This is a genomic window from Paraburkholderia azotifigens (assembly GCF_007995085.1).
Lineage (GTDB): Bacteria > Pseudomonadota > Gammaproteobacteria > Burkholderiales > Burkholderiaceae > Paraburkholderia > Paraburkholderia azotifigens.
This window is the reverse complement of record NZ_VOQS01000001.1, coordinates 1,503,390-1,528,212: the sequence shown is the minus strand read 5'-3', so window position 1 is coordinate 1,528,212 and position 24,823 is coordinate 1,503,390. Positions and strand designations below refer to the sequence as shown.

The following is a 24,823-nucleotide window of genomic DNA, read 5'->3' as shown; positions in this document are numbered from 1 at the left end:
CATGGCGCTGCGCGCATTGGAACAACCGCCTGCGCGCATTCGGGTAACATGCGACAGCATCTTCGCGAGACCCGTCAGGAACCCACTCGGGATCTGCCTGAGACCCGCTGCGGGCGAATCCCGCGCGAAGACCGGGCGCCCATGGCGACATGGCGCGCGAGGCGAACACGAAAGGGCGATGGCGCGCGAGGCCTGACGTCTTCCGATTTTTATGCAGTTCCGGTTTGCAAGATCATGATCATTACTTCGCTGCTCGATACCGACCTGTACAAGTTCACGATGATGCAGGTCGTGCTGCATCATTTCCCGGCCGCCAACGTCGAATACAAATTCCGCTGCCGTACGCCGAACGTCAACCTCGTGCCGTACATCGACGAAATACACAGCGAAGTGCGCAAGCTCTGCAAGTTGCGCTTCAACGAGGGCGAGCTCGACTATCTGCGCCGGATGCGCTTCATCAAGAACGACTTCATCGATTTCCTCGCGCTCTTTCATCTGAGCGAAAAGTACATTTCGATCACGCCTTCGCCGAAAGGCAACGGCGAAATCGAGATCGATATCAAGGGGCCGTGGCTGCACACGATCCTCTTCGAAATCCCCGTGCTCGCGATCGTCAACGAAGTCTATTTCCGCAACACGCAACTGCAGCCTGACTACAGCGAAGGTCGTGAGCGACTGCGTGACAAGATTCAGCTGCTGGGCGCGCGGCCCGAATTCGCCGAATGCAAGATCGCAGACTACGGCACGCGCCGCCGCTTCTCGGGCCGCTGGCACGAGGAGGTCATCCTCACGCTCAAGGACGGCCTGCGCGAGCAGTTCGCGGGTACGAGCAATGTGTTCTACGCGATGAAGCATGGCCTCACGCCGCTCGGCACGATGGCGCACGAATACCTGCAGGCCTGTCAGGCGCTGGGCCCTCGCCTGCGCGACTCGCAGATCTTCGGCTTCGAAATGTGGGCGAAGGAATATCGTGGCGACCTGGGCATCGCGTTGTCGGACGTGTATGGCATGAAGGCGTTCCTCCGTGATTTCGACATGTACTTCTGCAAGCTCTTCGACGGCGCACGCCACGATTCCGGCGACCCGTTCGACTGGGGCGAGCGCCTTCTCGCGCACTACGAAGCGAACCGCTGCGACCCGCGCACGAAAGTGCTCGTGTTCTCCGACGCGCTCGACATTCCGAAGGTGCTGCAGCTGTACGAGCGCTTCCGTGGCCGCTGCAAGCTCGCGTTCGGCGTGGGCACGAATCTGACCAACGATCTCGGCTACAACCCGCTGCAGATCGTGATCAAGATGGTCAAGTGCAACGGCCAGCCCGTGGCGAAGCTGTCCGACTCGCCGGGCAAGAACATGTGCGAAGACAAGGCGTACCTCGCCTATCTGCGCCAGGTGTTCGGCATCGACCATCCTGTGGAAGAAGACGCGGGCAAGTAACGCGCCGCTTGCCGCTCAGGAGCATGTGAAGGTCATTGTCGGCGCTTTGCATGGGCGCCGCTATATGCCATCCGGCCAGGTGTTGGCGCGAAGGGCGGCCGGTATAATTCGCGGGTCGATGCGCAGTGAGAGCGCGCATCTCACAGACGTATTTCGCATCGTCCACACGATCACCCGCACGAGGATATTGCACATGGATACATCGACGGCCCGCCGCAACATCCTGGCGCGCATCCGAGCCGCGCAAGGGCGCGAACCCGAGCCGGCCGCCTCCGAGCGCGACGCGGCGCAAGCGTATCTCGCGAGCCATCCGCAAGGTCCGCGTCCGCCGATGCCGGCCGATCTCACCGCACATTTCATCGAGCAGGCGAAGAAGATGGCGACCACGGTCGATACCGTCGAGTCGCTTGACGACGTACCTGCCGCCGCACACCGCTACCTCTCCGAACTGAACCTGCCGACCCAGGCCATCGCGTGGCAGACGCTCGAAGCGCTGCCCTGGGGCGGCTCCGGCATCGACGTCGAGTTCCGCAAGCCACGCGACGAAGACCGCGTCGGCATCACGGGCTGCTTCTGCGCGACGGCCGAAACGGGCACGCTGGTGCTGCTCTCCGGACCGCGAACCTACGCGTCGGCGGGCCTGCTGCCCGAGACGCACATCGCGGTCGTGCCGGCCTCGCGCATCGTCGCCGGTCATGAGGATGCGTTTAACCTGATCCGCAGCGAACGCGGCGAACTGCCGCGCGCCGTCAACTTCGTTTCCGGCCCGTCGCGTACGGGCGACATCGAGCAGACCATCGTGCTCGGCGCGCACGGTCCCTATCGCGTGCATGCGATCGTCGTGCGTGGCGCGTAACGCCGTGCTGGTGGAAGGCCGTGTGTTGCCTGCGCATCGCCCGGTAGCGACGCGCGCCTCTGCTTTCGCGCTGTGGTTGACGTTGACGTGCTGGCCGTTCGCGGCGTCGGCGGCGAGTCTCGACGGCGCCACGTTATCGGCGTGGTGGGGCGTGCCGTTCGCCGGTATCCTGCTGTCGATCGCCGTGTTTCCTCTCGTTGCGCCGAAGGTGTGGCATCACCATTTCGGCAAGATTTCCGCAGTGTGGGCCATGCTGTTTCTCGTGCCCTTTGCCTTCGCGTTTGGCGCGTCGACGGCATTCGGCATGCTGATCCATGCGCTGCTCGACGAATACGTGCCGTTTATCGTGTTGCTGATGGCGCTCTATACCGTCGCGGGCGGCATCTGCGTGACGGGCAATCTGCATGGGTCGCCGCGGCTGAACACCGCGCTGCTTGCGCTCGGCACGGCGCTCGCGAGCATCATGGGCACCACGGGCGCCGCCATGCTGCTGATCCGTCCGCTACTGCGCGCCAACGACAATCGTAAACACGCCGTGCATGTCGTCGTGTTTTTCATCTTTCTGGTCGCGAACGCGGGCGGCTCGCTGTCGCCGCTGGGCGACCCGCCGTTGTTTCTCGGTTTCCTGAACGGCGTCGGCTTCTTCTGGACGACGGTGCATCTCGCGCTGCCGATGCTCTTCATCTGCGCCGTCCTGCTCGCCGTGTTCTATACACTCGATTCCTACTATTTCCGGCATCGCGAAGAGGTGCTTCCCGTTGATCCATCGCCTGACACGCGTCGGGTAGGCGTCACCGGCAAGATCAACTTCGTGCTGCTCGCACTGGTGATCGGCCTCGTGCTGATGAGCGGCTTCTGGAAACCCGGCGTCTCGTTCGATGTAGCCGGCACGCACGTCGAGTTGCAGAATATCGTGCGGGACGTCGCGCTAATCGCGGTGACGCTGCTGTCGCTGGCGGTCACGCCGCGCGCCGCGCGCGAGGGCAACGCATTCAACTGGGCGCCCATCGAAGAGGTCGCGAAACTCTTCGCCGCCATCTTCGTGACGATCGTGCCCGTCATCATGATGTTGCGCGCAGGCGAGGCGGGGGCGTTCAGCGGTATCGTTCATCTCGTCAACGACACGGCCGGTCAGCCGCGCGACGAGATGTATTTCTGGGCCACGGGCCTGTTGTCGTCCTTCCTCGACAATGCGCCCACCTATCTCGTGTTCTTCAACCTTGCCGGCGGCGACGCGCAGACCTTGATGAACACGGGCGCGTCGACGCTCGCGGCCATTTCGGCGGGCGCTGTATTCATGGGCGCGAACAGCTACATCGGCAACGCACCAAACTTCATGGTGAAAGCGATCGCCGAATCGCGCGGCGTGCAGATGCCCAGCTTTTTCGGCTATCTCGCGTGGTCGGGCGTTGTGCTGATACCGTTGTTCATCGTGACATCGTTAATTTTCTTCTGATGCCGCACGCGCGCCGGACGGCGTGCGCTGTGCACAGATACTCGGAGAATGGCAATGCAAAAGATTCTGGTCGCGCGTCCCATCTTCCCGGATGTGATCGAGCGCCTCAAGCAGCATTTCGACGTCGAGTGGAACGAGGGCGACGTGCTGCCCGGCGGCGAACTCAAGCGCCGCCTTGCTGACAAGGACGGCGCGCTGACTGCGGGCGACGTGATCGACGCGTCCGTGCTGGCCGCCGCGCCGCGTCTGCGCGTGGTCTCGAACATGGCCGTCGGCTACAACAACTTCGATATGGCCGCGTTCAACGCGTCGAACGTGCTCGGCACGAACACGCCCGACGTGCTCAACGAATCGACGGCGGACTTCGGCTGGGCGCTGATGATGGCGGCCGCGCGCCGCATCGCCGAATCGGAGCACTGGCTGCGCGCGGGCAAATGGGACAAGTGGTCGTATGACGGCTTTCTCGGCTCGGATCTGTACGGCTCGACGCTCGGCGTGATCGGCATGGGCCGCATCGGCCAGGCGCTGGCGCGTCGCGCGCGCGGCTTCAACATGAACGTGATCTATCACAACCGCTCGCGCGTCCCGGCCGAAATCGAAGCGGACCTGAACGCGACGTATGTGTCGAAGGAAGAACTGCTGCGCCGCGCCGACCATGTCGTGCTGGTGCTGCCGTATTCGGCAGAAAGCCATCACACGATCGGCGCGGCCGAACTCGCGCTGATGAAGCCGACCGCGACGCTCACGAATATCGCGCGCGGCGGCATCGTCGACGACGCGGCGCTCGCCGTTGCGCTGCGCGAGAAGCGTATCGCGGCAGCGGGCCTCGACGTGTTCGAGGGCGAGCCGAAGCTCGATCCGGCGTTGCTGACCGTACCGAACGTCGTGCTGACGCCGCACATCGCGAGCGCAACGGAAGCAACGCGTCGCGCAATGGCGAATCTCGCCGCCGACAACCTGATCGCGGCGCTCGGCGAAGGGCCGCGCGCGGGGCGTCCGCCGAACCCCATCAACCCTGATGTCATCGGGAAGGCGCGCTCATGACAATGGTGTTGGTCGCGGCCATTGCCGTTCTGGCCGTCGCGCTCGTGATCGCGCTTGCGCTGTTGTTGCGCGGTGCCAACGCCGAGCAGCAGCATGTCTACATCGACGAACTGGGCGAGCGGCTGGACGCCGCAACGCTTGCCCAGATGCGCGAATACGAGCGGCTCGAACGTGAGTTGCGCGGCGAGATTTCGGAAACGGCGCGCGTGTCGCGTACTGAACTGAACGGCGGCTTTTCGCAGTTCCAGCAGACGCTCGCCGCGCAGTTCACGAGCATGACCACCGTGCAGGCGGGCAAGATCGACGGTTTTGCGCAGCAACTCGTCAAGCTCACGGAGACCAACGCCCAGCAACTCGAAGCGGTGCGCTACAGCTTTCAGCAGCAGGCGCAGCAGGCGCGCGATGAGCAGAGCGTGACGCTGACGCGCTTTGGCGAAACGTTGCAGCATCAACTGGCACAGGTGACGGAGGCCAATGACCGGCGCTTCGCGGAAGTGCGCGCGACCATCGAACAGCGTCTGAAGGACATCGAGGCGAACAACGCGACGAAGCTCGAAGAGATGCGTCGCACCGTCGACGAGAAACTGCACGCGACGCTCGAGCAGCGCCTTGGCGAATCGTTCAAGCTGGTGTCCGATCGTCTCGAACAGGTGCATCGCGGCCTCGGCGAAATGCAGACGCTGGCGGCAGGCGTCGGCGATCTGAAGAAGGTGCTGACGAACGTCAAGACGCGCGGCACATGGGGCGAAGTTCAGCTCGAGGCCTTGCTCGAACAGATACTGACGTCCGATCAATACGCAAAGAACGTTGCGACGATTCCGAAGAGCAACGATCGCGTCGAGTTCGCGATCAAGCTGCCCGGCCGTCAGCCGACTCCGGATGCGGCGGCGACACCCGTCTGGCTGCCTATCGATGCGAAGTTTCCGCGTGAGGACTATGAACGTCTGATCGAAGCGCAGGAGCGGGCTGATCCTGTGGCGGTAGAAGAGGCGTCGCGCGCGCTCGAAGGGCGGATTCGCGCGGAAGCCAGGACGATTGCAGACAAGTACGTGTCACCGCCGCACACCACGGACTTCGCGCTGCTGTTCCTGCCTACGGAAGGACTGTACGCGGAAATCCTGCGTCGTCCGGGGCTGACGGATCTGCTGCAGCGCGACTATCGCGTGACGATCGCAGGGCCGACCACTTTGACCGCGTTGCTCAACAGCCTGCAAATGGGTTTCCGCACGCTTGCCATCGAGCAGCGTTCGAGTGAAGTGTGGCAGGTGCTCGGCGCCGTGAAGACCGAGTTCGGCAAGTTCGGCGACGTGCTCGCGAAGACCAAATCGCAGCTTGAAACGGTCACGCGTTCGATCGAAGCAGCGGAAGTGCGGACGCGTCAGATGAACCGCAAACTGCGCGATGTCGAGGCATTGCCGGAAGAGCGGGCGGCGGGGCTGCTTGGGGACACGTTGTCCGGAGTCGATCCCGACGAGTCTTGAACCTGGAGGACGTAAAAAAAGGCGCATGACCTGCGACGGGTATGCGCCTCTTTCTTTTTACAACCGCGGGATCAGCCTGCCGCGCTCGCCGCCAGTTGATCGAGTGCGTCGCCCGTGATGCGCACGATGCGCCAGTCCGGCAGCACGGTTGCACCCATCTTCTGATAGAAGTCGATGGCAGGCTGATTCCAGTCCAGCACCGACCATTCAAAGCGGCCGCATTGACGCTCGACGGCCAGTGCCGCCAGGTAGCGCAGCATCTTCGAGCCGAGTCCCGTGCCGCGCTCGGCGGGCTGCACGTACAGGTCTTCGAGATACAGGCCGCGGCGTCCGAGGAAGGTCGAGTAGTTATGGAAGAAGAGCGCGTAGCCGATCATCTTCCCGTCGCGCTCGGCCACGATCGCTTCCGCCGACGGCCGCGCGCCGAACAGCGCGTCACCCAGGTCCGCTTCCGTCGCGATGAACAGATGTGTGAGTTTTTCGAACTCGGCCAGCTCGTGCATCAGCGCGAGCATCGCGCCAACGTCGTCGCGCGTGGCCGCGCGGATCGTCGCGGCCATTACGCTTCCTCCGGCACGTCGCTCAGCTGGATTTCGATGCCGCCGAAGCGTGACGCGACCCAGTTGTACGCGTGGCAAGCGATCCACAGCAGGATGAAGCCGAGAATCGCGTTGAGCAGCAGCGCGCTGAACACGGTGCTCAGTTCCACCGAGCCATAACGGATGAACGCGACGAGCACGCCGAGTAGCACGATCGGCACGCTGAACGTCAGATACACGAGGATCAGCGCCTTTGCTGTTTGCCCCGGAGCAATGAACGAGATCTGTTTTTTCATGTAAGTCAAACCCGTATGTCGTAGTGGAATGCGTGAAAACCTGTCGGCCTGGCCGTGTGCGCTGCGATTCGCTCAGATCAGGCCGTCGAACAGCATGATATCGACGGCGTCGCCCGGATCGAGATCGGCCTGTTCGTGGGCGAGCACGATGAAGCAGTTTGCTTCGCTCATCGAACTGAGCACGCCTGAGCCTTGCGAGCCCGTCGGCTTGACGTGCCATGCGCCTTGCGCGTCGCGCTGCGCGATGCCGCGCTGGAATTCGGTGCGGCCCGGCCGCTTGCGGATCGCCTCGTGGCATGCGGCGCGGATCAGCGGCACCGCATGTGTCGTCGCGCCCGACATCCGCAGCAGCACCTCGCGCACGATCTGATAGAACGCGGCCATCACCGCCACAGGGTTGCCCGGCAGGCCGAAGAAAATGGCCGGCTCGCCTGCGCCCGGTTTGCCGCCCGACCAGATACGCCCGAACGCCAGCGGCCGGCCGGGGCGCATCGCGAGACTCCAGTGCGCGACATCGCCGAGCAAGCGCAACATCTGCTTCGTCAGGTCGGCTTCCCCGACGGAAACGCCGCCGGAGGTTATCACGACATCCGCGCTGGCGGCAGCCGTTCGCAACGCGTCTTCGAGCGCGGCGGGTTCGTCGCGGACCACGCCGAGATCGATCGGGTCGACGTCGAGGCGCTTGAGCATCGCGAAGAGGGTGTAACGGTTGCTGTCGTAGACGCAGCCGGGATCGAGCGGCTCTCCGATCGAGCGCAGTTCGTCGCCCGTCGAAAAGAAGGCGACCCGCAGACGTCGGCGCACGGAGACTTCGCCGATGCCGAGCGACGCGAGCAGCCCTAGGTCCGACGCGCGCACGATTCGGCCTGCCTTCAGCGCGACCGCGCCGCTCGCGAGGTCTTCGCCCGCGAGCCGCCGGTTCGCACCCGTATGCAACGGCGGGGCCGCGAAGCGGATCGTGTCGCCTTCGCGCGTGACGGCTTCTTGCGGTACCACGGTGTCGCAGCCGGCGGGCATCGTCGCGCCCGTCATGACGCGCACGCATTGCGTGGCGCCCGTGGCCCCTTCGAACGGATGTCCGGCGAACGCCTTGCCCACCACGCCCAGCGCGATCTCGCCCGTTTGGCCTTCGAGCGCCGCGCCGGAAAACGCGTAGCCGTCCATCGCCGAGTTGTCGTGCGCGGGCACGTCGATGGGCGAAACGACGTCCTGCGCGAGCACGCGGTTCAGCGCGTCACGCAAATGCACGCGCTCGACCGTCGTCACGGGCGTTGCCCATTCGCGGACGATCGCCTGGACGGCGGACACCGGCATGGCTTGGGCGTCGTACTGTGCGACGCAACTCGAGGTTTCGTTCAGCGTGGTCATGAAAGGGGAGCGTCGCGACGGGATGCGGTGCGGCGGCGGCCGGGCGATCGCGGCAAATGGCGGCTGCTCATGTCGAACCCGGCCAACCTCGGTCAACGTCGTTCGAAGTCGGCGAGTTCCTGCAGAGAATTGATATTGTAAAACGCGCGCTCGTCCGGAAACGCGACTTCGACGGCCCTGTGGCGCGCGTACCACGTGCGGACCTTGCGCTCGCCCGCGAGCAGAAAGCCTTCGAGGTCGTCGGCGAGGGAAGTGCGCACCAGCGCGAAAACGGGGTGGATCGACGTGTTGCCTGCGGCGTCCGTCGTCGTGACGGTCGCGATGTTCGCCTCTTGCGCCTCTTGCGCGTCGAGCGCGGCCGCGAGGCGCTGGGCGAGATCGGCGGGCAGGCCGGGCGTATCGCACGGGGCGGACAGCACGAACGGCGTGCGCGCGGTGCGCAATCCGGCGAGCAGGCCGGCGAGCGGACCGGGGAAATCGGGCAGCGTGTCGGCGATCACAGTTGCGCGGAACGGCGCGCCGAGTTCCGCGTAACGCTCCGGATGCCGGTTCGCGCTGATCAGCAGCGAGGCGGCTTGCGGCGCGAGGCGGCGCATCACATGCAGCGCGAGCGGTTCGCCGTTCAGCGTCTGCAGGCCTTTGTCGGCGCCGCCCATGCGCATGCCGCGCCCGCCTGCGAGCAGCAGGCCCGTGATGTCGTCGCGCGTCACTGTCATTGGAATGGCGATGGACTCAGCCGCCGATGTACGACATCTCGACGCGCCGTACTTCCGACGTCGTCTTCGCTGCCGCGCTCGCGCTGCCGCGCAGTTGCGAGTAGCGGTCGCCGCGCGCATGCCACATGTTGGCGATGGCGGTGGCGATGCCCGCGTCGCTCGTGCCGTTGCGCACGAGCGCGCGCAGGTCGTGGCCCGACGAGGCGAACAGGCACAGATATACCTTGCCTTCCGTCGACAGCCGCGCGCGCGTGCAGTCGCCGCAGAACGCGCGCGTCACGCTGGAGATCACGCCGATCTCGCCGCTGCCGTCCGCGTAACCCCAGCGCTGCGCGGTTTCGGCGGCGCTGTGCGCTTCGAGCGGGAGCAGCGGGAAGTGTTCGCTGATACGCGCGACCACCTCCGCCGACGGCAGCACTTCCGTCATGTTCCAGCCGTTCGAGGTGCCGACGTCCATGTATTCGATGAATCGCAGCACCACGCCCGAGTCTTTGAAGTGTCCCGCCATCGGCACGATTTCGCTGTCGTTGGTGCCGCGCTTGACGACCATGTTGACCTTCAGCGGCGCAAGTCCGACCGATTGCGCGACTTCGATGCCTTCGAGCACGTCGCACACCGCGAAATCGGCGTCGTTCATGCGGCGAAATAACGCATCGTCGAGCGCGTCGAGGCTGACGGTGACGCGGTTCAGTCCGGCGTCTTTCAGGCTGCGCGCCTTGCGGGCGAGCAGCGAGCCGTTGGTCGTGAGCGTCAGGTCGAGCGGCTTGCCCGTTGCCGTCGTCATGCGCGCGAGCCGTTCGATCAGGAACTCGAGGTTCTTGCGCAATAGCGGCTCGCCGCCCGTCAGGCGGATTTTCTCGACGCCATGCGCGACGAATATCGTTGCGATGCGCTCGATTTCCTCGAAGGTCAAGAGCGCGCTGTGCGGCAGGAACGGGTAGTCCTTGTCGAACACCGCACGCGGCATGCAGTAGACGCACCGGAAGTTGCAGCGGTCCGTGACTGAAATGCGCAGGTCACGCAGCGGGCGCGATAGCGTATCGGTCAGTTCGCCGCGCGGGATCCGGGCGGGACCGGCGACGTCGGGAACGGCGCTGACGTCGGCAACAGGGATGATGCGTCGGGACATGGTCACATATTTGGGATATCAGACTTCATTCTAGCGGAAGCCCTTTTCCATCACAGTAGGGCGAACGCGTGGTGCAACAAGGTTATCGGCAGAAAAAAGCCCGCCTTGGAGGCGGGCTTTCGGGAGGCCTGAGCGGTAACGCTCAGGCCGGTTCAGGTCAGGTTAGCGACCGCTTACTCGTGCTTTGCCGTTTCGACCTGCTGCATCGGCGTCGTGTCGACGGGCGGGAGCGGCTTGCGCTCGCGCGGCGCGCGGGCAGGCTTCACGGCCTGCGCGGCGGCTTCCTGGGCGGCACGCAGCTTGCCCGAGTCGGTGCTGACCCAGACGAGGCCGGCGCTTTCCAGCATCGACTCGAGTGCCTGCGTCGACTGGCCGGTTGCCGCGCCGTTCGTACGAACGGGCTGGGGCTCGGCGGCAGCGACGACGGGCGCAGCTTGCGTTGCAGCCGGTTCCTGCACAGGTTCCACGACGGGTTGCGCTTGCGCAACTTCCGCGACGGGTTCCGCAGCAGGCTGGACGACCGGTTCGACGACCGGCTGAACAGCGGGTTCGGCTGCGGCGGGCACTTCTGCTGCCGGTTGCGCGACCTGCACAGGCGCTGCTGCTTCGGGTGCAGCGGCAACCGGTTCGATCACCGGCTCGGCGGCGGCAGGTGCAGCCGCGACGGTTTCGACCTGCGCGAGTGCTTCTGCCGGCGGCGCTTCCGTCGCCGCGGCAGGCGCAACAGGCTCGACGGGCAGCGTCTCGACGGCCGCCGGCTCCGCGGGAGCGGCTTCGACTTGCGTCGCGGCGGGTGCTTCGTCGGCGGGCACGACGGCTTCCGCCTTCGCTGCCTTTTCGACGGCCAGCGCCGGCGTTTCAGCCGATGCATGCAGTTCGCTGACCACGGCTGCACTCGTCGCAACGGCTGCCACGACGACTTCAACCGGCTTCACTTCCTGTGCCGGCTGCTGCTGGACGGCTTCGACCGCTTGCGGCTGCGCTTCGTGACGGCCCGTGTGTTCCGGCGCACGCACGGGCGCTTCCGTCGAAGCGGCCGCAGCCGTTTCGCCTTCTGCTTCCGCGACATCGGCTGCCGTGTTCACGTTTACGCCTTCCTCATCGCGCTCGCGACGGCCACCGCGGCGACCGCGACGGCGACGGCGACGCTCTTCGCCATCGCGTGCTTCCTCGACGGTGGCCGCGCCGCCCGCCAGATCCGCTTGCGCCTGCGCTGCGACATCGGCCTGCACGTCGTTCTGGTTCAGTGCCTCGGCGGCTTCGCCTTGAGGCTGCTTGCGACGCTCGCCACGCTCAGCGCGCTCGCCACGTTCGCGGCGTTCACCGCGTTCCGGGCGTTCCTGACGCTCGCCGCGTGCTTCTGCGGCTTCCGCGCGTTCCTGAGCGCGTTCGACGCGTTCCGGACGTGCCTCGCGTGCTTCACGCGGTTCGCGCGCCTCACGGCCTTCACGCTGCTCGCGGCCGCCACGCGGTTCGCGTGCTTCGCGCGGTTCGCGTTCCTGACGTTCGCCGCGCTGCGACGGCTGAGCCTGACGGCCTTGCGTCGCCGTGCCTTCGCCACGGCCTGCCGCCTCGCGGCCACCCGCGCCGCCACGACGGTTGCGATTGCGGTCGCCGCCGCGTTCGCCCGTGCGCTCACCGCGCTCGGTGCGTTCGCCGCGAGCCGGCTTCGCCGTCTTCTCGACGGGAGCAGGTGCGGGAGCGGGCGCCGCCGGCTGCATGCCGAACAGACCCTTCAGCCAGCCGATGAAGCCGCCCGTTGCAGGCTTCACCTCGACGGTAGCGGCTGCGGGAGCCGGCGTGCGCACAGGCGCGCTCGGTGCCGGCTTCTCGGGCGTGATGCCCTTGACGGCCGCTTCCTGCTTCGGCTTCACCTCTTCGGCGCGCTTGCTGTAGCCCGTTTCCGATTCCAGTTCGCGAGCCGCTTCTTCCGCCATCTTCCACGAAGCGCGCGGGTCGTCGAGGCGCGCGTCGTCGTGACGCAGACGTTCGAGCTTGTAGTGCGGCGTGTCGAGGTGCTTGTTCGGCACCAGCACGACGTTGACCTTGAAGCGCGACTCGATCTTGTTGATTTCCGAGCGCTTTTCGTTGAGCAGGAAAGCCGTGACCTCGACGGGCACCTGGCAGTGGATGGCTGCCGTGTTTTCCTTCATCGCTTCTTCCTGAATGATCCGCAGCACTTGCAGCGCGGACGATTCGGTATCGCGGATGTGGCCCGTGCCGTTACAGCGCGGGCAGGTCACGTGGCTGCCTTCCGACAGCGCCGGGCGCAGACGCTGGCGCGACAGCTCCATCAGGCCGAAGCGCGAGATCTTGCCCATCTGGACGCGCGCGCGGTCGTGCTTGAGCGCGTCCTTCAGACGCTGTTCGACTTCACGCTGGCTCTTCGCCGACTCCATGTCGATGAAGTCGATCACGATCAGGCCGCCCAGGTCGCGCAGACGCAGCTGGCGCGCGACTTCGTCGGCGGCTTCGAGGTTCGTGCGCGTGGCCGTTTCCTCGATGTCGGCGCCCTTGGTGGCGCGCGCCGAGTTCACGTCGATCGCGACGAGGGCTTCCGTGTGGTCGATCACGATCGCGCCGCCCGACGGCAGCGGCACCGTGCGCGAGTACGCGGTTTCAATCTGGTGCTCGATCTGGAAACGCGAGAAAAGCGGCACGTCGTCGTGATACCGCTTCACCTTGTTGACATTGTCCGGCATCACGATGTCCATGAAGGCGCGCGCCTGGTCATGGATTTCCGTGGTGTCGATCAGGATTTCGCCGATGTCCGGCTGGAAGTAGTCGCGAATCGCGCGGATGACGAGGCTCGATTCGAGATAGATCAGCATGGGCTGACCTTGCGTGCCGCTTTGCGACGCGGCTTCGATCGCGCGCCACAGCTGCATCAGATAGTTCAGGTCCCACTGCAGCTCTTCGGCGCTGCGACCGATGCCGGCCGTGCGCGCGATGATGCTCATGCCTTCCGGCAGTTGCAGCTGCGACATGGTTTCGCGCAGTTCCTGGCGGTCGTCGCCTTCGATCCGGCGCGACACGCCGCCGCCGCGCGGGTTGTTCGGCATCAGCACGAGGTAACGGCCGGCGAGCGAGATGAACGTGGTGAGGGCGGCGCCCTTGTTGCCGCGTTCTTCCTTCTCGACCTGGACGATCAGTTCCTGTCCTTCCTTGAGGGCGTCCTGGATGCGCGCGGAGCGCATGTCGATGCCTTCCCGGAAGTACTGGCGAGCGACTTCCTTGAACGGGAGAAAACCGTGGCGGTCTTCACCGTAGTTGACGAAGCAGGCTTCGAGCGACGGCTCGATGCGCGTCACGATCCCTTGTAGATATTGCCTTTGCGCTGTTCGCGCCCGGCTGTTTCGATGTCGATATCGATGAGTTTTTGCCCATCGACGATGGCGACGCGCAATTCTTCCTGCTGCGTCGCATTGAACAACATGCGTTTCATTGAACGGCTCCAGAGCGGCTCTGCGTGTCCGGGCCGACGGCGCGCGGGATCGAACCCGGCCAGCCGGCGGCAAGGACAGCGGCATGCCGCGCCTTATTGTGTTTCACAAGCACGCTGGAGCGGGAAAGATGGCGGGAGAATTGCCTTGAAAGGGCGCCGTCCGAAAGAAAATGGACGCGCTGCCGCAGGGCACATGCGAACACGGCTTCAAATAATGGCCCGACACGCCGCGGGTCCTGGCAGCCGACTTGCATCGGCTTTCGTCCACGTGCGCTGCCGCGCCAGCTGGGCGCGCGTCCGGACGGGTTCGAAAGCCGCGGTCTTGCCGCAGCGGGAAAGCTCGCTCACAACGCGCGCCTGTCCCGCTCAGGGGTGTCTCGCCTCATTTTGACGTCGCCATGTCCCGCACTTTCTGCGGGACGCCTCGGGCGCACGCCGTATTTTCGCCACCGGCCGCTTCGTGCTGGAGGGACATGAAAGCCGTCCGTCGCCGAAGCTCGCCAGTCAAATTCTTTTTAACCAAAATTCCGTTACCGACGATGCCGACCTTGACCGAACGTGCCTGTGGGCGCCGTCCCTGCCGTGTCGTGCACCGTGCGTGCAACTTGTTGCATCTCATTTTCAGGGCGAGCAACCAACCCCCGGCGCAAGTAAAATGACGTTTTATCGCTTGCACCTGCGCAATCCACCCGCGATTCGGTTTAATGCGCCGATCCTATATAGTCGGCCACCGCAGACTGCTGGGCAAATTATATTCAGAATGAAAGAGTTAGGCAAAACATCCCAGAAATCGGCGACGGGCGTCGCGAGCGATCAGGTTTCGATGATCGAAATCGACGACGGCGCGGCCGGTCAGCGGATCGACAATTTCCTGCTGCGCGTCTGTAAGGGCGTGCCGAAAAGTCACATTTACCGGATCCTGCGCAGCGGCGAAGTGCGCGTCAACAAGGGTCGGGTCGACGCACAATACCGGCTTGCCTACGGCGATCTGGTGCGCGTGCCGCCCATCCGCATCGCAAAAAGCGACGAGCCGGTGAGCGCCCCGGTGCCGTCCGCACATTTCGACATTCTGTTCGAAGACGACCACCTGCTCGTCATCGACAAGCCGGCGGGCGTCGCCGTCCACGGCGGCAGCGGCGTCGCGTTTGGCGTGATCGAGCAGTTGCGCGCCGCGCGCCCGCAGGCGAAGTTTCTGGAACTGGTGCATCGGCTGGACCGCGAAACGTCGGGCGTGCTGATGCTCGCGAAAAAGCGCTCGGCGCTCGTCAACCTGCATGAGCAGATCCGCGAAAACCGGATGGACAAGCGCTATTACGCAGCGGTGCACGGCGAATGGGCCAGCGACTGGGGCCGCCGCCGTGTCGTGAAGGAGCCGCTGCACAAGTATCTGTTGCCGGACGGCGAGCGGCGCGTGCGTGTGCAGCCCGACGGCCTGCCATCGCACACCATTTTCAATCTGATCGACCGCTGGCCCGGCTACGCACTCCTCGAGGCGGAACTGAAAACGGGGCGAACCCATCAGATTCGCGTGCACCTGGCGCATCTGGGGCTGCCTATCGTCGGGGACGCCAAGTACGGCGATTTTGCGCTGAACAAGGCGCTGGCGCGGGCGAACGCGAATCCGGGGCTCAAGCGCATGTTTTTGCACGCGTACCGGTTGAAGCTGACGCATCCGGCGTCTGGCGAGACGGTGCAATTCGACGCGCCGCTGCCGGCGGAATGCAAGCGTTTCGTCGCACAGCTCGCCGGGATTGCAGGCGCAGCGGCGGACCACACACAACCACACACCGAGACGGGAACGCATGGCTCGACAGCAATTTGATCTGATCGTGTTCGATTGGGACGGCACATTGATGGATTCGACCGTCCACATCACGCGCAGCATCCAGGCGGCGTGCCGCGACCTCGGCTTGCCCGTGCCCGCCGACGAGGCCGCGAGCTTCGTGATCGGTCTGGGCTTGCGCGACGCGCTCCAGATTGCCGCGCCGACGCTCGATCCGTCCGACTATCCGCGCCTCGCCGAGCGCTATCGGTTCCACTATCTGGTGAAAGATCAGACGACGGAACTGTTCACGGGTGTGCGCGAGATGCTGGCCGATCTGCGCGGTCAGGGTTATCTGCTGGCGATCGCGACGGGCAAGAGCCGCGTCGGGCTGAATCGTGCGCTCGATCAGGTGCGGCTGACGAGCCTGTTCGACGGCACGCGCTGCGCCGATGAAACCTTCTCGAAACCCCATCCCGCCATGCTGCAGGAGCTGACGCGCGAACTGGGGCAGGATCCGGCGCGCACCGTGATGGTTGGCGATACGACTCACGATCTGCAGATGGCGATCAACGCGGGCGTGTCAGGCATCGGCGTGACGTACGGCGCGCATCCCGCGGGTTCGCTGATGGCGCTGGAGCCGAAATTCGTCGCAGACAGCATCGCTTCGCTGTCGGGCTGGCTGCAGGAGCACGCATGACGGACGCCGCGCTCGAACCCGTGCGCGTGTGCGCGTCGGAAGAACTCGTCGACGGCGGGGCGGGTGTACGCCTCAATGCGACCTATTCGGGTGGCGACGCCGTCGTGTTCTTCGTGCGCTACGACGGCGTGGCCTATGGCTATCTGAACCGTTGCGCGCACGTGCCGATGGAACTGGACTGGAACGAGGGCCAGTTCTTCGAATCGTCCGGTTTATACTTGATGTGTGCGACACATGGCGCGATTTACGCGCCAGATACGGGCAAATGCGTAGGCGGCCCGTGCCGCGGCGGCAGGCTCCGGCCCGTGAAGGTCGACGAGCGCGAGACGCCTGCGGGCCGCGCCGTGTTCTGGCTTCCGGACACGGATCTGTGTCCGGCATCTGCCTGATTTCCCAGCGTTATTTTCCAAACCTCGATTCCAATCGGCGCTTACGCATGTCCGACAATCTGACTCCCGATCCGAAGGAACCTGCCGCAGCGAGCCGCGAAGCACACCGGGCGTCCGCCGATGAGCCGGGCTGGGAACGCGCCGCGCTCGAGCGGATTGCGCTGGCCGCTGTCAACGAGCAGCGGGCGGCGCGGCGCTGGCGCATTTTCTTTCGCTGTCTCTTTCTTGCTGTACTGGTTGTTATTGCATGGGCGGTGTTTGACTTCAGCGGCGAGAAGGTTGCCACGACCGGGCGGCATACGGCGCTCGTGACACTTGAGGGCGAGATCGCGTCGGATACAAATGCAAATGCCGAAGATATCGACGCGGCGCTCGCCAGCGCCTTCGACGACACGGGTACCGCGGGCGTCGTGCTCCGCTGCAACAGCCCGGGCGGCAGTCCTGTTCAAGCGGGCATCATCTACCGCGAAATTCGTCGATTGCGCGCCAAATATCCGTCAATTCCGCTCTACGTCGTCGTCAGCGACATGTGTGCGTCGGGCGGCTACTATGCCGCTGCGGCCGCCGACAAGATTTATGTCGACAAGGCAAGCATCGTCGGGTCGATCGGGGTGCTGATGGATGGCTTCGGTTTCACGGGTCTGATGGACAAGCTGGGCATTCAGCGCCGCATGCGTACTTCCGGTGAGAACAAGGGTTTTTTCGACCCGTTCTCGCCCGATACGCCGAAGATGGATCAGCATGCGCAGGCGATGCTGGATGAAATCCACGCGCAATTCATCGACGCCGTGAAGCAGGGGCGCGGCAAGCGCCTGCAGGACAGTCCCGATATCTTCTCGGGATTGTTCTGGACGGGCGAAAAGAGCGTCGAGCTCGGTCTGGCCGACGGCTTCGGCGATACCGACTACGTCGCGCGCGAAATCATCAAGGCGCCCGACGTGGTCGACTACACGGTGAAGGAAAGCATTACGGATCGCGTGGCGCGCAAGTTCGGCGCGGCCGTCGGCGGCGGCGCCGTGCGCGCAATGGCGACGATCGGCAAATTAAATCTGCGATAGGCGTCGTGCCGTTGAGCGGCGGCCAGGAATCTGGCCGCTGCGTTCCTAAGCGTCAGTTCGCCAGAATCAGAAAGATCGCCGGTCGCTTGTGCAGGTCCGGCGCTGGCTTCTTCTTCCAGTCGGTGACCGTCCGGCTCACGATCGTTTCGCTTTCCAGGGTCAGGTCGACGGCGACGCACACGAGCGTCGACGGCGCGCACGTCGCGATCAACGTATCGAGCAACGCGCGATTCCGGTACGGCGTTTCGATGAAAATCTGCGTTTGCTTGCCTTTGCGCGACTGCTGCTCGAGTTCGCGCAGGCGTTTCGCGCGCTCGTTGGCGTCGACGGGCAGATAGCCGTGAAAGGCGAAGCTCTGGCCATTCAGTCCGGATGCCATCAGCGCGAGCAGAATCGAACTCGGCCCGACGAACGGCACGACCTTCACGCCGCGCTCATGTGCGCGGCGCACGAGCAGCGCGCCCGGATCGGCGACAGCGGGACATCCCGCCTCCGAGACGAGTCCGGCATCCGTTCCCGCCAGAACGGGTGCCAGCAGCTTGTCGATTTCGCCAGCGGGCGTATTGACGTTCAGTTCTCGAATCTCGATTTCCTGGATCGGCCGCTCCGTACCGACCTTTTTCAGGAAGGCGCGCGTCGTTTTTGCGTTTTCGCCTATGTAATAGTGCAGGGCTGCCGCGCGGGCGCGAACGGGCGCGGGCAGGACGGCATCGAGCGCAGAGGCGTCGCCGTCGCCGAGCGTATTCGGGATCAGGTAGAGAGTGCCGCTCATTGCGCCTCCAGCAGCGGATAGCCCGCGGCGAGCAACATGCGGGTGAGGGCGATCAGCGGCAGGCCGATCAGCGCCGTCGGGTCGTCGGATTCGATGGCATCGAGTAGCGCAATGCCGAGGCCCTCCGCTTTCGCGCTGCCCGCGCAGTCGTAAGGCGTTTCGGTGTGGAGATAGGCGTCCAGCGCGGCGTCGGACAACGCGCGAAAGCGCACTTTAGTGATGACATCGACCGTTTCGGCGTCGTCCGAGGCGCTGTCGAGCAGGCAAAGCGCGCTGTGGAACAGCACCTCGCGGCCACGCATCGCCTGCAATTGCGCCAGCGCCTTGTCGTGCGTGCGAGGCTTGCCGATCTGATGGCCGTCGTAGGTCGCGACCTGATCCGAGCCGATGATCAGAGCGCGCTCGCCCGTCGCCAAGCCCGCCGCAACGGCGCGCGCCTTCGCCTGCGAGAGCCGCAGCGCGGTGTCTTCCGGCGATTCGCCTTCGAGCGGCGTTTCGTCGATGGCGGGCACCAGGACGTCGAACGGAATGCGCAGGCGTTCGAGCAGTTCGCGACGATACGGCGAACTCGACGCCAGAATCAGGCGGGGCGGGCGTTTGGAGGAATCCGGCATGCTGGGAAAGAACCTTGATCGATCGGGAAAACGGAGTGTTAAAAGGTAAGCTGCCGACGCGTCTGTGCGGCGGGTCTTAAGTGTTTGACTCGAAAAGACAAAACGGATATGATTTTGGGCTTTTCATCGGTATGCTTTGCCGAATGGCGTCCAGACGGGCGTCGTCGGGGTAACAGGGCGTAGCGACTTACCCGGCTGAAATCCTTGCCGACGCAGGAGCGCACATGACTCAACATCCTGGCAAACCTGCTGGTCTCGTCGACCCGCGCGCACTCGATCTGTTCGAATTTGCGCGGAGTGGGCGCCAGGCCGCGGGTACCGTGCGCGTCTCGCAACTGCCGCGCATGTTAAACGAAGTCCCGGCGGAAGCGCCAGACCGCGACACCGCGTTCACCTGGCAAGCCGAAGGGACGACGCAGCCGGAATTGCAGGACGACGGCACCGAGGGTCCGCAGCCGTATCTGAGGCTCGCGATTCACGGCGCCGCATGGCTCGAATGTCAGCGTTGCCTGTCTCCGTATGAGCAGGCGTTCAACGTCGATGCGACTTACCGGATCGTCAATACGGAAGAGGAAGCTGAAGAGTTTCCTCTGGACGAGGATGAAGTCGATGTGATCGTTGGGTCACGCCAGTTCGATCTTGTCGACTTGATCGAAGAGGAATTGCTGCTTTCGTTGCCGCTCGTGCCCAAGCACGACGCCTGTCCGGAAGTGCACGAGAGTCTCACCTCGGGCGCGGCCGGGCTGGAAGGCGAAGAGGCCGCCGAGGGTGAAGCCGGGGAGGGTGAAGAGCCCAAACGGCCGAATCCTTTTGCGGCACTCGAAGGCCTGAAGTCGGGCGGATCCGGCGGCAAGAAGCACTGAACAGTTGCATGGGAGCGCGATGAGGCACGCTGGTTTAGCCACGTGGCCTATGGCGGTTGCCGCGTCGGGCTGTGTTAGAATTCGGAAAATTTTCAGGAGTTATCATGGCAGTTCAACAAAACAAGAAGTCGCCGTCGAAGCGCGGCATGCACCGCTCGCACGATTTCCTCAACGCAGCGCCGCTGGCTGTTGAGCCGAGCACGGGTGAAGTGCATCTGCGTCACCACATCAGCCCGAACGGCTACTATCGCGGCAAGAAAGTCGTCAAGACGAAGAACGACTAATCGTCAGCATTGCGCTCAACTGGGTTTAGCCCATTGGCGTTACGCGTGGCGATCGGCTCGCTTGACATTTTCCCGGTTCATCAAAAAGGCGGCATTCAACTGCCGCTTTTTTGTGCCTGAAATTCGTCGCATTCCATGACTGTAAAGCTCACGATAGATTGCATGGGAGGCGACCACGGCCCGTCCGTGACCGTTCCCGCTGCCGTCAACTTCGTTCGCTCGCACGCCGATGCGCATCTGATGCTCGTTGGCATCGAAAGCGCGATTCGTGCGCAGCTCAAAAAGCTGAAGGCGGCGGACAATCCGGCACTCACGGTCGTTCCCGCGTCGGAGATCGTCGCGATGGACGATCCCGTCGAAGTCGCCCTTCGCAAGAAGAAAGACTCGTCGATGCGTGTGGCGCTCAATCGCGTCAAAGACGACGAGGCGCAGGCCTGCATCTCCGCCGGCAACACCGGCGCGCTGATGGCCGTTTCCCGCTATGTCCTTAAAACGCTCCCGGGCATCGAACGTCCGGCGATCGCGTTTGCCCTGCCCAATCCCACCGGCTACACGACGATGCTCGACCTCGGCGCGAACGTCGACTGCGAGCCGCAGCATCTGCTGCAGTTCGCGGAGATGGGGCATGCGCTGGTGTCCGCCGTCGAAGGCAAGGAGCGTCCGACCATCGGGCTCCTGAATATCGGCGAAGAGGTCATCAAGGGCAACGACACCATCAAGCGTGCGGGCGAACTGCTGCGTACCAGCACCCTCAATTTCCGCGGTAACGTGGAAGGCAACGATATCTACAAAGGCACCGTCGACGTGATTGTCTGCGATGGCTTTGTCGGCAACGTTGCGCTGAAGACGTCCGAAGGCCTCGCGCAGATGCTCTCCGACATCATCAAGGAAGAATTCGGCCGCTCGTGGCTGACCAAGGTGATGGCCGTGCTCGCACTGCCCGTGCTGCTGCGCTTCAAGAAGCGCGTCGATCACCGCCAGTACAACGGCGCGGCGCTGCTCGGCCTGCGTGGGCTCGTGATCAAGAGCCACGGTTCGGCCGATGCCTATGCGTTTGAGTGGGCAATCAAACGCGGGTATGATGCCGTCAAAAATGGCGTTCTCGAACGCCTTGCCCGCGCGATGGAGGAGAACGCGGGTTCACTCGAACAGGCGAAGCGCGACGCAGGCGGACCGGGTTCCGCGAGCCAGATGGCAAGCCCGATCGCAGGTCCGATTTCTGGCCAGCCGGCCGAGCCCTACAGCGCACAATCCTCGAAGGCATAATGGCTCAATCCACTACCTATTCCCGCGTGCTGGGCACGGGCAGCTATCTGCCGTCCAATCGCGTTTCCAATCAGGAACTGGCCGAGCGTCTCGCGAAGCAGGGCATCGAGACGAGCGACGAATGGATCGTGGCACGCACGGGCATCCACGCGCGCCACTTCGCCGACCCTGATGTCACGACCAGCGACCTCGCGCTGATCGCGTCGCGACGCGCGATCGAAGCGTCCGATGTCGATCCGCAATCCATCGACCTGATCATCGTCGCCACGTCGACGCCGGACTTCGTGTTTCCGAGCACGGCCTGTCTGCTGCAGAACAAGCTGGGCATCAAGAACAACGGCGCCGCGTTCGACGTGCAGGCCGTATGCTCAGGTTTTGCCTATGCCGTTGCGACGGCTGACAGCTTCATTCGAAGCGGGCAACATCGTACTGCGCTGGTGGTCGGTGCTGAAACGTTCTCGCGCATTCTCGATTTCAACGACCGCACCACGTGCGTGCTGTTCGGCGACGGCGCGGGTGCTGTGATCCTGCAGGCGTCGGACGAGCCGGGCGTGCTGGCGAGCGCGTTGCACGCGGACGGCAGCCATTCGAACATCCTCTGCACGCCGGGCAACGTGAACGGCGGCATTGTGCAAGGCAGTGCGTTCCTGCACATGGACGGGCAGGCGGTGTTCAAGCTGGCCGTCAACGTGCTGGAGAAAGTCGCGGTCGAGGCGCTGCAGAAGGCTGATCTTCAGCCCGAGCAGATCGACTGGCTGATCCCGCACCAGGCCAATATCCGCATCATGCAGAGCACGTGCCGCAAGCTCGGCTTGCCGCAGGAACGGATGGTCGTGACCGTGCACGAGCACGGCAACACGTCGGCGGCGTCGATTCCGCTCGCACTCGACGTCGCGGTTCGCGACGGACGCATCCAGCGCGGCCATAACGTGCTGATCGAAGGCGTCGGCGGCGGCTTTACATGGGGCGCGTCGGTCATCCGTTATTGATGACGGCGCGCGGCGGCGTTTGAGCGTCGCTTCAAGTGGCAGCGCATGCATGGCGTGCGCGTCACGCACATTTGAACTCATCGAATTGGGGACGATATGAAATTTGCGTTCGTTTTTCCGGGGCAGGGCTCGCAGGCGGTCGGCATGCTCAATGCATTCGCCGACAACGCGATCGTGCGGGAAACTCTCCAGGAAGCGTCCGACGCGCTCAACCAGGACATCGGCAAGCTGATTGCCGAAGGTCCGGCCGAAGACCTGAATCTCACCACCAACACCCAACCCGTGATGCTGACGGCTGCTTACGCGATCTTTCGCGCATGGCAAGCGGCGAACGGTCCTGCGCCTACAATCGTGGCCGGCCACAGCCTTGGTGAATACACGGCGCTCGTCGCCGCTGGCGCCTTGAAGTTCCGCGATGCGGTGCCGCTCGTGCGTTTTCGTGCGCAGGCCATGCAGAACGCGGTGCCTGTCGGCCAGGGCGGCATGGCAGCGATCCTCGGCCTCGACGACGACGCCGTGCGCGACGTGTGCAAGGAAGCATCGGTGGCTGGCGTGGTCGAAGCGGTCAACTTCAACGCGCCCGCGCAGGTCGTGATCGCCGGTCACAAGGCGGCTGTGGAAAAGGCGTGTGAAGTGGCGAAGGCAAAGGGCGCCAAGCGCGCGCTGCCGCTCCCCGTGTCCGCACCGTTTCATTCGTCGCTGCTCAAGCCGGCGTCGGATCAGCTGCGCGAATATCTGGCGAGCGTCGAGGTGCAGGTGCCGTCCATTCCCGTCGTGAACAACGTCGACGTGGCCATCGTCAACGAGCCGGCCGGCATCAAGGATGCGCTGGTACGCCAGGCGGCGGGCGCCGTGCGCTGGGTCGAATGCGTGCAGTCGATCGCGAAGCAGGGCGTCACGCATGTGATCGAGTGCGGTCCCGGCAAGGTGCTGGCGGGTCTGACCAGGCGTATCGACGGCAACCTGGTCGGAGCGGCGATCGTCGATCCCGCTTCGCTCGACGAAGTGCTGAAAGTCGTCACAGCCTGAACGTCTATTGGTACGGCAGCAACGAATCAAACAGCCCTGCCTATGCAGGGCAATGTGGAATTGAACGATGGAAAAGACTCTTGACAAACAGATCGCAATCGTGACGGGTGCCTCGCGTGGCATCGGCCGCGCAATCGCGATCGAACTCGCGCGTCAGGGCGCGACGGTGATCGGTACTGCTACGAGCGAAAGCGGCGCGAACGCGATCTCGGAAGCGTTCAAGGCTGAAGGCCTGAACGGCCGCGGCGCGGTACTCAACGTCAACGACGCGGCCGCTGCTGAAGCGCTGATCGAAGGCACCGTGAAGGAATTCGGCGCGCTCAACGTGCTGGTGAACAACGCGGGCATCACGCAAGACCAGCTCGCCATGCGCATGAAGGACGAAGACTGGGACAACGTGATCGACACGAACCTCAAGTCCGTGTTCCGTCTGTCGCGCGCGGTGCTGCGCCCGATGATGAAAGCGCGCGGCGGCCGCATCATCAACATTACGTCGGTGGTGGGCTCGTCGGGTAATGCCGGTCAGGTGAACTATGCAGCCGCGAAGGCAGGCGTAGCGGGCATGACGCGTGCGCTCGCACGCGAGATCGGCAGCCGTAACATCACGGTGAATTGCGTCGCGCCGGGTTTCATCGACACCGACATGACGAAGACGCTGCCCGAAGAGCAGCAAACCGCACTGAAGGCACAGATTCCGCTCGGCCGGCTCGGCAGCCCGGAAGATATCGCCCATGCTGTGACGTTCCTCGCATCGCCGCAGGCCGGTTATATCACCGGCACGACGCTGCATGTGAACGGCGGCATGTATATGTCGTAATCAAATTCGGTTACTATCCGCGCCTTGATGCCATTCAAGGCACGGACAGAACGGCTTTACAGCAACCCAGTGCGCCGCTTTTTTACAGATGCAAACCTGATAAAATGCGCGCACCTGTATTTATGAACTTTTTTCCCTTGGAGGGGTAATGGACAATATCGAACAGCGCGTCAAGAAGATCGTTGCAGAACAACTCGGTGTTGCCGAAGCGGAAATCAAGAACGAAGCATCGTTCGTGAACGACCTCGGCGCTGACTCGCTCGACACGGTCGAGCTGGTGATGGCTCTCGAAGACGAATTCGGCATGGAAATTCCGGATGAAGAAGCCGAGAAGATCACGACGGTTCAGCAAGCGATCGACTACGCTCGCGCTAACGTCAAGGCCTAAGGCCATTCGCGCCTGGCTGGCTGCCTCGGCTGCTGCGAAGTCGGCAGCGTCCGTCGTGCCGGCAGCCTCGTCGCGCCAGATGGCGCAAACGGGGCAGGCGTCAATGCCGATGCGCATGCGCGCGAGCC

At 64.1% G+C, this 24,823-nt stretch carries 23 protein-coding genes and 1 pseudogene; 16 read left to right on the top strand and 8 right to left on the bottom strand.

Going from position 1 to position 24,823, the window contains the following annotated elements; all coding sequences use genetic code 11:
- Positions 1-234 precede the first annotated feature (234 nt).
- From pncB to FRZ40_RS06710, 5 genes are all read left to right on the top strand, one after another.
- Entirely contained in the window at positions 235-1,434 is a 1,200-nt protein-coding gene (gene pncB / locus FRZ40_RS06730; RefSeq protein ID WP_028367661.1) for a nicotinate phosphoribosyltransferase, read from the top strand.
- 193 nt (positions 1,435-1,627) lie between these two features.
- On the top strand, positions 1,628-2,290 hold the full coding sequence (locus tag FRZ40_RS06725; protein ID WP_147233696.1) for a LutC/YkgG family protein: 663 nt from the start codon (positions 1,628-1,630) through the stop codon (positions 2,288-2,290).
- Positions 2,291-2,360: 70 nt separating this feature from the next.
- Entirely contained in the window at positions 2,361-3,746 is a 1,386-nt protein-coding gene (locus FRZ40_RS06720) for a sodium:proton antiporter (RefSeq protein WP_028367663.1), read from the top strand.
- Positions 3,747-3,800: 54 nt separating this feature from the next.
- The gene (locus FRZ40_RS06715) at positions 3,801-4,790 is read left to right on the top strand and encodes a 2-hydroxyacid dehydrogenase (protein ID WP_147233695.1); all 990 of its coding nucleotides are present in this window, start codon (positions 3,801-3,803) and stop codon (positions 4,788-4,790) included.
- Positions 4,787-6,271 (top strand): DNA recombination protein RmuC, encoded by a 1,485-nt coding sequence (locus FRZ40_RS06710; RefSeq protein ID WP_147233694.1) that lies wholly within the window; start codon positions 4,787-4,789, stop codon positions 6,269-6,271. The genes FRZ40_RS06715 and FRZ40_RS06710 overlap by 4 nt, the downstream gene beginning before the upstream one ends.
- A 71-nt stretch (positions 6,272-6,342) precedes the next feature.
- On the opposite strand, the gene FRZ40_RS06705 is transcribed toward FRZ40_RS06710, so the two are convergent.
- The 6 genes and pseudogenes from FRZ40_RS06705 to FRZ40_RS06680 form a co-directional block, all read right to left on the bottom strand.
- Entirely contained in the window at positions 6,343-6,831 is a 489-nt protein-coding gene (locus FRZ40_RS06705; protein ID WP_028367666.1) for a GNAT family N-acetyltransferase, read from the bottom strand.
- Positions 6,831-7,106 carry a hypothetical protein gene (locus FRZ40_RS06700; protein WP_007741774.1) on the bottom strand — a complete coding sequence of 92 codons (276 nt, stop codon included), beginning with the start codon at positions 7,104-7,106 and terminating at the stop codon, positions 6,831-6,833. Before FRZ40_RS06700 ends, FRZ40_RS06705 begins: the two co-directional genes overlap by 1 nt.
- A gap of 72 nt (positions 7,107-7,178) precedes the next feature.
- Positions 7,179-8,474, bottom strand: a complete 1,296-nt coding sequence (moeA, locus tag FRZ40_RS06695) for a molybdopterin molybdotransferase MoeA (RefSeq protein ID WP_147233693.1) — start codon at positions 8,472-8,474, stop codon at positions 7,179-7,181.
- A 92-nt stretch (positions 8,475-8,566) separates the two neighbouring features.
- Positions 8,567-9,190, bottom strand: a complete 624-nt coding sequence (gene mobA, locus FRZ40_RS06690) for a molybdenum cofactor guanylyltransferase MobA (protein WP_147233692.1) — start codon at positions 9,188-9,190, stop codon at positions 8,567-8,569.
- Between the two features lie 16 nt (positions 9,191-9,206).
- Complete coding sequence (gene moaA, locus FRZ40_RS06685; RefSeq protein WP_147233691.1) at positions 9,207-10,319, bottom strand: GTP 3',8-cyclase MoaA; 1,113 nt, start codon at positions 10,317-10,319, stop codon at positions 9,207-9,209.
- Positions 10,320-10,492: 173 nt separating this feature from the next.
- A pseudogene (locus FRZ40_RS06680) lies at positions 10,493-13,764 on the bottom strand (Rne/Rng family ribonuclease).
- A 760-nt stretch (positions 13,765-14,524) separates the two neighbouring features.
- On the opposite strand from FRZ40_RS06680, the gene FRZ40_RS06675 reads away from it, so the two are divergent.
- The 4 genes from FRZ40_RS06675 to FRZ40_RS06660 are packed head-to-tail and all read left to right on the top strand — an operon-like array spanning position 14,525 to position 17,673.
- Entirely contained in the window at positions 14,525-15,586 is a 1,062-nt protein-coding gene (locus tag FRZ40_RS06675; protein WP_028367671.1) for an RluA family pseudouridine synthase, read from the top strand.
- Positions 15,567-16,226 carry an HAD-IIIA family hydrolase gene (locus FRZ40_RS06670; protein ID WP_028367672.1) on the top strand — a complete coding sequence of 220 codons (660 nt, stop codon included), beginning with the start codon at positions 15,567-15,569 and terminating at the stop codon, positions 16,224-16,226. The genes FRZ40_RS06675 and FRZ40_RS06670 overlap by 20 nt, the downstream gene beginning before the upstream one ends.
- Complete coding sequence (locus tag FRZ40_RS06665) at positions 16,223-16,615, top strand: Rieske (2Fe-2S) protein (RefSeq protein WP_147233690.1); 393 nt, start codon at positions 16,223-16,225, stop codon at positions 16,613-16,615. Before FRZ40_RS06670 ends, FRZ40_RS06665 begins: the two co-directional genes overlap by 4 nt.
- 47 nt (positions 16,616-16,662) lie before the next feature.
- Positions 16,663-17,673 (top strand): S49 family peptidase, encoded by a 1,011-nt coding sequence (locus FRZ40_RS06660; RefSeq protein WP_147233689.1) that lies wholly within the window; start codon positions 16,663-16,665, stop codon positions 17,671-17,673.
- A gap of 52 nt (positions 17,674-17,725) precedes the next feature.
- Here FRZ40_RS06660 and FRZ40_RS06655 read toward each other — a convergent pair whose 3' ends face one another.
- On the bottom strand, positions 17,726-18,445 hold the full coding sequence (locus tag FRZ40_RS06655) for an SAM-dependent methyltransferase (RefSeq protein WP_028367675.1): 720 nt from the start codon (positions 18,443-18,445) through the stop codon (positions 17,726-17,728).
- On the bottom strand, positions 18,442-19,059 hold the full coding sequence (locus FRZ40_RS06650; protein WP_147233688.1) for a Maf-like protein: 618 nt from the start codon (positions 19,057-19,059) through the stop codon (positions 18,442-18,444). The genes FRZ40_RS06655 and FRZ40_RS06650 overlap by 4 nt, the downstream gene beginning before the upstream one ends.
- Before the next feature lie 224 nt (positions 19,060-19,283).
- Here FRZ40_RS06650 and FRZ40_RS06645 point away from each other — a divergent pair, with 224 nt between their 5' ends.
- From FRZ40_RS06645 to acpP, 7 genes are all read left to right on the top strand, one after another.
- Positions 19,284-19,922 (top strand): DUF177 domain-containing protein, encoded by a 639-nt coding sequence (locus FRZ40_RS06645; protein ID WP_028367677.1) that lies wholly within the window; start codon positions 19,284-19,286, stop codon positions 19,920-19,922.
- 104 nt (positions 19,923-20,026) lie between these two features.
- Positions 20,027-20,206, top strand: coding sequence for a 50S ribosomal protein L32 (gene rpmF / locus FRZ40_RS06640; RefSeq protein ID WP_012400235.1), 180 nt, complete (start codon positions 20,027-20,029; stop codon positions 20,204-20,206).
- A 135-nt stretch (positions 20,207-20,341) separates the two neighbouring features.
- Entirely contained in the window at positions 20,342-21,472 is a 1,131-nt protein-coding gene (gene plsX / locus FRZ40_RS06635) for a phosphate acyltransferase PlsX (RefSeq protein WP_147233687.1), read from the top strand.
- Positions 21,472-22,461, top strand: a complete 990-nt coding sequence (locus tag FRZ40_RS06630; protein ID WP_147233686.1) for a beta-ketoacyl-ACP synthase III — start codon at positions 21,472-21,474, stop codon at positions 22,459-22,461. Before plsX ends, FRZ40_RS06630 begins: the two co-directional genes overlap by 1 nt.
- A 96-nt stretch (positions 22,462-22,557) precedes the next feature.
- Positions 22,558-23,490, top strand: a complete 933-nt coding sequence (gene fabD, locus FRZ40_RS06625) for an ACP S-malonyltransferase (protein WP_028367680.1) — start codon at positions 22,558-22,560, stop codon at positions 23,488-23,490.
- Positions 23,491-23,557: 67 nt separating this feature from the next.
- Positions 23,558-24,307: a 3-oxoacyl-ACP reductase FabG gene (gene fabG / locus FRZ40_RS06620; RefSeq protein ID WP_028367681.1), complete on the top strand. Its 750-nt coding sequence runs from the start codon at positions 23,558-23,560 to the stop codon at positions 24,305-24,307.
- Positions 24,308-24,455: 148 nt separating this feature from the next.
- On the top strand, positions 24,456-24,695 hold the full coding sequence (acpP, locus tag FRZ40_RS06615; protein WP_004197638.1) for an acyl carrier protein: 240 nt from the start codon (positions 24,456-24,458) through the stop codon (positions 24,693-24,695).
- The last annotated feature ends 128 nt before the right edge of the window (positions 24,696-24,823 follow it).

Bases quoted from the DNA above. Each gene is read 5' to 3' on its own strand.
- pncB (WP_028367661.1), top strand. From the start codon at position 235: ATGATCATTACTTCGCTGCTCGATACCGACCTGTACAAGTTCACGATG.
- FRZ40_RS06725 (WP_147233696.1), top strand. From the start codon at position 1,628: ATGGATACATCGACGGCCCGCCGCAACATCCTGGCGCGCATCCGAGCC.
- FRZ40_RS06715 (WP_147233695.1), top strand. From the start codon at position 3,801: ATGCAAAAGATTCTGGTCGCGCGTCCCATCTTCCCGGATGTGATCGAG.
- FRZ40_RS06710 (WP_147233694.1), top strand. From the start codon at position 4,787: ATGACAATGGTGTTGGTCGCGGCCATTGCCGTTCTGGCCGTCGCGCTC.
- FRZ40_RS06705 (WP_028367666.1), bottom strand. From the start codon at position 6,831: ATGGCCGCGACGATCCGCGCGGCCACGCGCGACGACGTTGGCGCGATG.
- FRZ40_RS06700 (WP_007741774.1), bottom strand. From the start codon at position 7,106: ATGAAAAAACAGATCTCGTTCATTGCTCCGGGGCAAACAGCAAAGGCG.
- moeA (WP_147233693.1), bottom strand. From the start codon at position 8,474: ATGACCACGCTGAACGAAACCTCGAGTTGCGTCGCACAGTACGACGCC.
- mobA (WP_147233692.1), bottom strand. From the start codon at position 9,190: ATGACAGTGACGCGCGACGACATCACGGGCCTGCTGCTCGCAGGCGGG.
- moaA (WP_147233691.1), bottom strand. From the start codon at position 10,319: ATGTCCCGACGCATCATCCCTGTTGCCGACGTCAGCGCCGTTCCCGAC.
- FRZ40_RS06675 (WP_028367671.1), top strand. From the start codon at position 14,525: ATGAAAGAGTTAGGCAAAACATCCCAGAAATCGGCGACGGGCGTCGCG.
- FRZ40_RS06670 (WP_028367672.1), top strand. From the start codon at position 15,567: ATGGCTCGACAGCAATTTGATCTGATCGTGTTCGATTGGGACGGCACA.
- FRZ40_RS06665 (WP_147233690.1), top strand. From the start codon at position 16,223: ATGACGGACGCCGCGCTCGAACCCGTGCGCGTGTGCGCGTCGGAAGAA.
- FRZ40_RS06660 (WP_147233689.1), top strand. From the start codon at position 16,663: ATGTCCGACAATCTGACTCCCGATCCGAAGGAACCTGCCGCAGCGAGC.
- FRZ40_RS06655 (WP_028367675.1), bottom strand. From the start codon at position 18,445: ATGAGCGGCACTCTCTACCTGATCCCGAATACGCTCGGCGACGGCGAC.
- FRZ40_RS06650 (WP_147233688.1), bottom strand. From the start codon at position 19,059: ATGCCGGATTCCTCCAAACGCCCGCCCCGCCTGATTCTGGCGTCGAGT.
- FRZ40_RS06645 (WP_028367677.1), top strand. From the start codon at position 19,284: ATGACTCAACATCCTGGCAAACCTGCTGGTCTCGTCGACCCGCGCGCA.
- rpmF (WP_012400235.1), top strand. From the start codon at position 20,027: ATGGCAGTTCAACAAAACAAGAAGTCGCCGTCGAAGCGCGGCATGCAC.
- plsX (WP_147233687.1), top strand. From the start codon at position 20,342: ATGACTGTAAAGCTCACGATAGATTGCATGGGAGGCGACCACGGCCCG.
- FRZ40_RS06630 (WP_147233686.1), top strand. From the start codon at position 21,472: ATGGCTCAATCCACTACCTATTCCCGCGTGCTGGGCACGGGCAGCTAT.
- fabD (WP_028367680.1), top strand. From the start codon at position 22,558: ATGAAATTTGCGTTCGTTTTTCCGGGGCAGGGCTCGCAGGCGGTCGGC.
- fabG (WP_028367681.1), top strand. From the start codon at position 23,558: ATGGAAAAGACTCTTGACAAACAGATCGCAATCGTGACGGGTGCCTCG.
- acpP (WP_004197638.1), top strand. From the start codon at position 24,456: ATGGACAATATCGAACAGCGCGTCAAGAAGATCGTTGCAGAACAACTC.